The following is a 6,434-nucleotide window of genomic DNA, read 5'->3' as shown; positions in this document are numbered from 1 at the left end:
GTTCGAGGTGGAGTTCTGGGATCGCGGAATCACGACGATGCCCTCCGCCGAAGTGGTCGCCGAAGTGGCAGCAGACCTGAAGGCGCGCTTGCTGCGCCATGTCGCGGCGGGGAACGATGTCGTGCTCGACTTCGGATTCTGGTTCCGGCGACAACGCGATGAGTTCCGCGCACTGCTCGCACCCCAGGACATCGTGCCGGAGACTGTTTATATGGCGACGAGTCTTGAAACCATCCTGAGCCGAGTCGGTGACCGACACGGCAGGCGGGCGGACGATTGGCCGCTCACCGAGCAGACGGCGACTGAATACTTCGAGAGGTTCGAGCCGCCGACGCCCGAGGAGGGACCGCTCGAGGTGGTCCGCTAGGCCGGACACATGTCACCCCGGATCTGCGGATCGTCATCGATCAGCTCGTCCAACAGGCAGACGCCGACGACGCCCCGGAAGCCAATTCGGAGTGAAGACGGAGTGCCGAGCATGACGAAGGCCCCCAGATCCGCATGATTCTGCGGTTGGGGGCCTTCAGTGTGCGGTAGCGGTGGGATTTGAACCCACGGTGGACTTTCACCCACACACGCTTTCGAGGCGTGCTCCTTAGGCCGCTCGGACACGCTACCTTTGCCCACCACAACAGCAGCGGGCCGTAGCAGGATACCCGGTCGAAGCCCGGTTCCACGAATCGGCAGCCGGGCCGCCGTCGCACGGCGGCGAGAGCCTCCCCCGCTCGACGGCTGTCCGACGACCGGACCCGCTAGATCCTCCGGCCGCGACGCATCGTCCTGCGGTCCCCGCACGACCGTAGAGTGGGCTCATGGCGACGACCGCTGACGCAGAACCCGTCTCCGACACCGCGGCGGACACCGCCGAGGCCAAGATGGGCGACCTCGTCGACCGCACCGCGGCCTCGATCCGTTCGTGGATCATCACGGGCAAGGCCCGGCCGGGCGAGCGGCTCTCGGAGAAGGCTGTCGCCGAAACACTCGCAGTCTCCCGCAACACGCTCCGTGAGGCGTTCCGGGTCCTGACCCACGAGAACCTGCTCGTCCGACGTCCGCATGCGGGCGTCATGGTCGCCGTCCCGACGCTCGCGTCGATCCTGGACATCTACCGCGTGCGCCGCATGATCGAGGGCCAGGCTCTGCGGGGTGCCATACTCGGTCACCCGGCGACCGACATCATGCGCAAGGCCGTCGAGAGCGCGGAACGGGCACGCGACGAGAAGGACTGGCGCACGGCCGGAACCGCCAACATGGAGTTCCATCGCGGGATCGTCGCGCTCTGCGACAGCGAGCACCTGGACCGGCTATACGCCACCGTCTCGGCAGAGCTTCGCCTCGCGTTCGGGCTGCTGGCGAACCCGGAGTACCTGCACGCCCCGTACGTCGCGCGCAATGCGCGCATCCTGGAGATGACCCTCGCCGGGGACAACGCAGCCGCCGCTGCAGAGCTCGACGAGTACCTCGTCCAGTCGGAGCGGACGGTCGCGGCCGCATACTCCCGCCGCACGCCTGGCGAGCCCGCCTGACACCGCTCACCGCACCGGCAGCACCGCCAGCAGCTCGTCCAGCTGCACCCTCGTGGTCGCGACGTATCCGCCGCGCAAGCGCATCGCCGCGTCCCAGACCTCTCGCTCCCCCGCCGACTGCCGCTCCAGCACGCTCATGTTCTCGGTGAGGTCCAGCCGCCGGTTGAATCCCTGGACGGTGTCACGCCAACTGTGCAGCCCGGTCACGAGGGTGGTGTCCCGACGCCGGTCGAGCGCACCCGAGACGAGCGCGGCGTCGACGGCGGAGACCGCGAGCCGAGCGAAGACGGCTCGCGGACGATCGTCGGTGGTCCGCGCGAACTCGTTGTCCGCGAGGACTGCCTGGTTCCGCTCCAGCTCGCGCCGGATGGCCGCGAGCACCTGAGCGTGCCGTTCCGCCTCGCTGCTCAGCCGCTCCACGATGAGCCCGGTCAGGCCCGCCACCAGCGTCAGCGAGTTGACCGCCGGTTCCCAGCGGGGTTCCCCGGGCAGCACGAACCACAGCACGCCGAGAACGAACGCCGTGGCCAGCAGCACGTAGGTGACCGCGGCGACGGTGGCCCGAGCGACCGTGACGTGCCGCTCCACCAGCCGGGCAAGGCCAGGCACGGTCAGGCCCAGATGGTGAAGGGCCGGTCGTCCACCCGTGGTTCGGCAGGCGCCGGCGGACCCACGACGTAGACCCGGTCGTCGGGCCCGAGCACGTCGAGGATGCGCTCGAGGACGGCCGCGGCGCCGTCGTCGTCGTCCACGACCACGAGGTCCAGGTGCAGAGAGAGGAGCCCTTGCCGGGCCGGTGCCGGGGCCTGGTCGGACTCCCGTGCGCCCGAGCCGACCCGCGCCTTGCGCCGGAGCCGCGGGACCGCTCGGACCAGCACGCCGAGCCGGTGCCCCACGGGCTGCTGCTGCACTGTCGGTTCGGCCATGTCGGTCATCCTCCGGCGTGGGCGGGCAGATCTCGCTGCACAACCAGCCTAGCGCCGTCCGACAGAACTATCTAGGTTGTTGAACAACTCGCCGCACCGCACCGCCTCCACCCCCTGACGCGACAGTTGAGTGCTGGGTATTTGTGGGAGCTGGCGGTCAGAACCCACAAATACCCAGCACTCAATCACGGGGGTTAGTAGAGCCGCGGCCAGCCCGCCGCGTCGTAGGTCAGCAGGTTGATGCCCAGGCGGGAGGCCCCGCTGTCCGTGTAGTAGTGGTAGAACAGCGCGTCGGCGTCGTTGTCGGCGAGCACCGCCTGATGGCCAGGCCCGTGGATGCTCCCGTGGCTCGCGAGGATCTCCGTGCCGCCGCCCGAGTTCATGTCGGTTCCGGCGCGGTCGACGTACGGACCGGTGACCGACGTCGAACGGCCCACCATCACGCGGTACGTGCTGTCGGCACCCTGGCAGCAGCGGTCGAACGACACGAACAGGTAGTAGTACCCGTTCCGGTAGTGGATCGTCGGCGCCTCGATGGCACCGCCGCCCCGGCCGGCGATGCTGTGGAGCTCCGTCCCGGACCGCTTGCCCGTGGCCGAGTCGAGGCTGATCATCTTGAGGCCCGACCAGAACGAGCCGAAGCTCAGGTGCCAGCGGCCGGACTGGTCGACGACCAGGTTGGGGTCGATGGCGTTCCAGCTGTCCGACGTCCGCGACTCGATGACGAGGCCCTGGTCGCTCCACGAGCCCTGTGCACCCGTGGTGCTCGTGGCGAGGAAGATCGCCGAACGGTTCGAGCCGAACGTCGAGGCCGAGTAGTACAGGTAGTAGCGGCCGTTGACGTAGGTGATGTCCGGCGCCCAGACGTGGTCGCTGCCGTTCGTGTAGGCGTGCGCCCAGGGGACGCCGTTCGGGAACGCGGCCCCGGCGTCGTCCCACCGGGTACGGTCCGACGAGGTCTTGAGCGTGATCCCGTTGCCCGTGTGGGCGAGCAGGTAGTTGCCGGCGGGCGACTTGGCGACCTCCGGGTCGTGCACAGCGGTGCTGCCGGTGACGACACCCGGGTCGGGGTAGTCCGCCAGGGCTGCTGTCGTGGCGCCGGCCGAGCCGCCCTCCGCGACCGGGACGCCGGACGCCGCTGGACTGATCGCCAGCCCTGCGGCGACGAGCAGCGCGACGGCCACCTGTCGGCGTCGGGCGCTGCTTGATCGTGCTCGGAACTGGTGCATCGTTGCCTCCGTCCGGGACGTGCCGGCGCGACGAGGCCCAATTGTGAACGCTCACATTCGGGACCGGACCGTCGTCGCTCCGGCTTCTACAAGGTTGTAGAACAGTGTGGGGCGGGTGAATTGGCACGTCAAGAGCCAGTTGAGGGCAGTGTCACCGGCGCATCCGGACCGCTCGTCGCAGCGTGCGGAGATTCAGCCTGTCAAATGTCCCACATTGCGCGATAGCCTTCCGACACCGCCGAGGGAGGACACCGATGCCCGCGCCCACACTCTTCGACTACTCGGACCACAGTCCGTACTCGAACCCCGGAACGCACGCAGGATTCTTCACCGAGCTGAGCACCGAGGCTGAAGAGCTGCACCGGTTCGCCTGCTCCGCCGTCGTGCACTACCGGGCCGGAGGCCCGACGCTCACCGAAGCGCAGAAGGCCGACCCGGACCGGCGCTGGCTGACGTCGATCCTGGACGCCGCCGAAGCGCGGGCACCGCTCGACGGGCCGCGGACGCTCACGCAGCAGGTCGCCGGCTGCTGCCGGGACCACACCCTGCTCTCGCTCGGTGTGCTGCGTACGCACGGCATCCCCGCACGGTCCCGCATCGGGTTCGCCACGTACTTCTCACCTGGCTGGAACAGCGACCACGTGGTGGGTGAGCGCTGGGACGGCGAGCGCTGGGTGCGGTACGACCCCGAGCTCGACCAGAAGGACTTCGACTTCGACGTCAACGACATGCCCACCGGGCCGGGGTCGCCGTTCCCGACGGCGGCCGAGTCGTGGCTCGCGATCCGTGCCGGGACGGCCGACCCTGCCACGTTCGGCGTGGACCCCGACCTGCCGGGGCTGAGCGGCGAGGCCTTCGTGCGCGACTACGTGCTGCTCGAGGTGGCGCACCGGCACCGCGACGAGCTGCTGCTCTGGGACCTGTGGGGATCGCGGCTCAGCAGCCCCTTCGTCCGGTTGGCAGAGGGTCGCCCGGCATCGGAGTGGATCCGCGAGTCCGGCCTGCCGGGTGCGGACACGTCCGACACCGAGCTCGACGCCGTCGTCGACGAGCTCGCCTACCTGCTCGTCGCGGCCGACGCCGGGGACACCGAGGCCGCCGACCAGCTCGCCGAGCTGTACCGCGAGGACGTACGCCTGCACCCGGGAGAGCGCGTGCTCACACTCTCCCCCACGGGCCACGGCGGCATCACGGACCTCTCCGCCCATTGACGCCTGCCGTGGGGTCAGAGGCGGGTCGCCAGCTGCTCCAGGACGTCGCTCGTGCCCGACTCGATCTTCACCGTCGCGTACTTGTCGCCCCGGGTGATGCCGCGGTTCACGATCACCACGGGCTTGCCCGCCGTGGCGGCATGCCGCACGAACCGCAGACCGCTCATCACGGTCAGTGACGAACCAGCGACGAGCAACGCGTCCGCCGAGTCCACCAGCCCGAACGCCCGATCCACTCGCTCGCGCGGCACGTTCTCGCCGAAGTACACGATCTCCGGCTTGAGCACTCCCCCGCAGAACTCGCAGGGCGCCGGCCGGAAGTGGGCGGTCGACTCGATCACGGCGTCGGCGTCGGGCGCGATCTCGATGTCCGCGACGTCGCCGACGGACTCCAGGAAGCCCGGGTTGAGCGCGTCGAGCCGCTCGGCGAGGTGCGTGCGCGAGATGACCCGGCCGCAGGTCAGGCAGATCACGCGGTCATAGCGTCCGTGCAGGTCGATGACGTTGCGGGAGCCTGCGTCCTCGTGCAGCAGGTCCACGTTCTGGGTGATGATCCCGGCGAGGAGGCCGCGCTCCTCGAGCCGGACGAGCGCCCGGTGCCCCGCGTTCGGCACGGACCGGTTCACGTGCTGCCAGCCCACGTGGTTGCGGGCCCAGTAGTGGCGGCGGAACTCCTCGTCCCCCACGAACTGCTGATAGGTCATCGGGCTGCGCGGTGGGGAGTCGGGTCCGCGGTAGTCGGGGATGCCGGAGTCGGTCGAGATCCCAGCGCCCGTGAGCGCCGTGAACCGCAGGCCGGTGAGCACCTCGACGGCGTCGTCGACCGTGGTGCGGGCGACGTCGACGGGTTCAGGGTTCCACGTGGTGGGTCGGGCTTCAGGGAACACGCTTACGAGGGTATGCCGCCAGAGGCCCGCCGACCCCGTTGTGTGTTTCATTTCGCACAACCCCCTTCGGCCTGGGGTCGAACCTGTCCAGCCTCGCGAACGAGCGGCTGTACCTGCTCCGGCTGCGCACCCTGCTCGACCAGCTGCACTCCGCACTGCCGCAGGTCTGACCGACTCGGTTCAGCCTCGCCGGACCTCGAAGAACTCCCGGAGCAGCGCCCCGCACTCCGCTTCGCGCAGGCCACCGAGCACCTCCACCTCGTGGAGCGCGCGCTGGTCACGTACGAGGTCCCAGACGGATCCGGTGGCGCCCGCTTTCGGGTCCCACGCGCCGAGCACGAGCCGCCGGACGCGCGCCTGCACCAGGGCGCCTGCGCACATCGGGCACGGTTCGAGAGTCACCACGAGGGTGCAGCCGGCCAGGCGCCACTCGCCCCGGGCCGCCGCGGCGGCCCGTAGGGCGAGCAGCTCGGCGTGGGCGGTCGGGTCCCCTGTCGCCTCCCGTTCGTTGTGCCCGACGCCGATCACCCGTCCCGACCCGTCGAGCACCAGCGCGCCGACCGGTACGTCGCCGGTGGCGAGGGCACGGCGCGCCTCGTCGAGCGCCGCCCCCATCCAGCTCTCCCAGTGCTCGCGGCGCTCGGCGACGCTCAGG

The 6,434-nt window shown here is 69.9% G+C and carries 8 protein-coding genes and 1 tRNA gene; 3 read left to right on the top strand and 6 right to left on the bottom strand.

The genetic code is table 11. From position 1 onward, the window contains the following. The coding region (locus tag AB0F40_RS22510) for an AAA family ATPase (protein ID WP_357472903.1) at positions 1-367 on the top strand (367 nt) is incomplete at its 5' end. Between the two features lie 164 nt (positions 368-531). On the opposite strand, the gene AB0F40_RS22505 is transcribed toward AB0F40_RS22510, so the two are convergent. Further along, positions 532-618, bottom strand: a tRNA-Ser gene (locus tag AB0F40_RS22505). Positions 619-812: 194 nt separating this feature from the next. Between AB0F40_RS22505 and AB0F40_RS22500 the strand changes: the two genes are divergently transcribed. Continuing rightward, a complete protein-coding gene (locus tag AB0F40_RS22500) occupies positions 813-1,526 on the top strand; it encodes a GntR family transcriptional regulator (RefSeq protein ID WP_357472900.1) in 714 nt (237 codons plus the stop codon). Positions 1,527-1,532: 6 nt separating this feature from the next. Here AB0F40_RS22500 and AB0F40_RS22495 read toward each other — a convergent pair whose 3' ends face one another. The 3 genes from AB0F40_RS22495 to AB0F40_RS22485 form a co-directional block, all read right to left on the bottom strand. Then, positions 1,533-2,135, bottom strand: a complete 603-nt coding sequence (locus tag AB0F40_RS22495) for a hypothetical protein (RefSeq protein WP_357472897.1) — start codon at positions 2,133-2,135, stop codon at positions 1,533-1,535. Positions 2,136-2,137: 2 nt separating this feature from the next. Next, positions 2,138-2,452, bottom strand: coding sequence for a hypothetical protein (locus AB0F40_RS22490; protein ID WP_357472894.1), 315 nt, complete (start codon positions 2,450-2,452; stop codon positions 2,138-2,140). A 194-nt stretch (positions 2,453-2,646) separates the two neighbouring features. Next, positions 2,647-3,681, bottom strand: a complete 1,035-nt coding sequence (locus AB0F40_RS22485) for an arabinan endo-1,5-alpha-L-arabinosidase (protein WP_357472892.1) — start codon at positions 3,679-3,681, stop codon at positions 2,647-2,649. Positions 3,682-3,935: 254 nt separating this feature from the next. On the opposite strand from AB0F40_RS22485, the gene AB0F40_RS22480 reads away from it, so the two are divergent. Further along, positions 3,936-4,892: a transglutaminase-like domain-containing protein gene (locus AB0F40_RS22480; protein WP_357472889.1), complete on the top strand. Its 957-nt coding sequence runs from the start codon at positions 3,936-3,938 to the stop codon at positions 4,890-4,892. A 14-nt stretch (positions 4,893-4,906) separates the two neighbouring features. Here AB0F40_RS22480 and AB0F40_RS22475 read toward each other — a convergent pair whose 3' ends face one another. Beyond that, positions 4,907-5,698 carry a Sir2 family NAD-dependent protein deacetylase gene (locus tag AB0F40_RS22475; protein WP_357472913.1) on the bottom strand — a complete coding sequence of 264 codons (792 nt, stop codon included), beginning with the start codon at positions 5,696-5,698 and terminating at the stop codon, positions 4,907-4,909. A gap of 261 nt (positions 5,699-5,959) precedes the next feature. Beyond that, complete coding sequence (locus AB0F40_RS22470; RefSeq protein ID WP_357472910.1) at positions 5,960-6,433, bottom strand: nucleoside deaminase; 474 nt, start codon at positions 6,431-6,433, stop codon at positions 5,960-5,962. Position 6,434 lies beyond the last annotated feature (1 nt).

The organism is Promicromonospora sp. NPDC023987, from assembly GCF_040639055.1.
GTDB lineage: Bacteria > Actinomycetota > Actinomycetes > Actinomycetales > Cellulomonadaceae > Promicromonospora.
The sequence above is the reverse complement of the archived record's forward strand: the minus strand, read 5'-3'. Positions and strand labels throughout refer to the sequence as shown.

Bases quoted from the DNA above. Each gene is read 5' to 3' on its own strand.
- AB0F40_RS22500 (WP_357472900.1), top strand. From the start codon at position 813: ATGGCGACGACCGCTGACGCAGAACCCGTCTCCGACACCGCGGCGGAC.
- AB0F40_RS22490 (WP_357472894.1), bottom strand. From the start codon at position 2,452: ATGGCCGAACCGACAGTGCAGCAGCAGCCCGTGGGGCACCGGCTCGGC.
- AB0F40_RS22485 (WP_357472892.1), bottom strand. From the start codon at position 3,681: ATGCACCAGTTCCGAGCACGATCAAGCAGCGCCCGACGCCGACAGGTG.
- AB0F40_RS22480 (WP_357472889.1), top strand. From the start codon at position 3,936: ATGCCCGCGCCCACACTCTTCGACTACTCGGACCACAGTCCGTACTCG.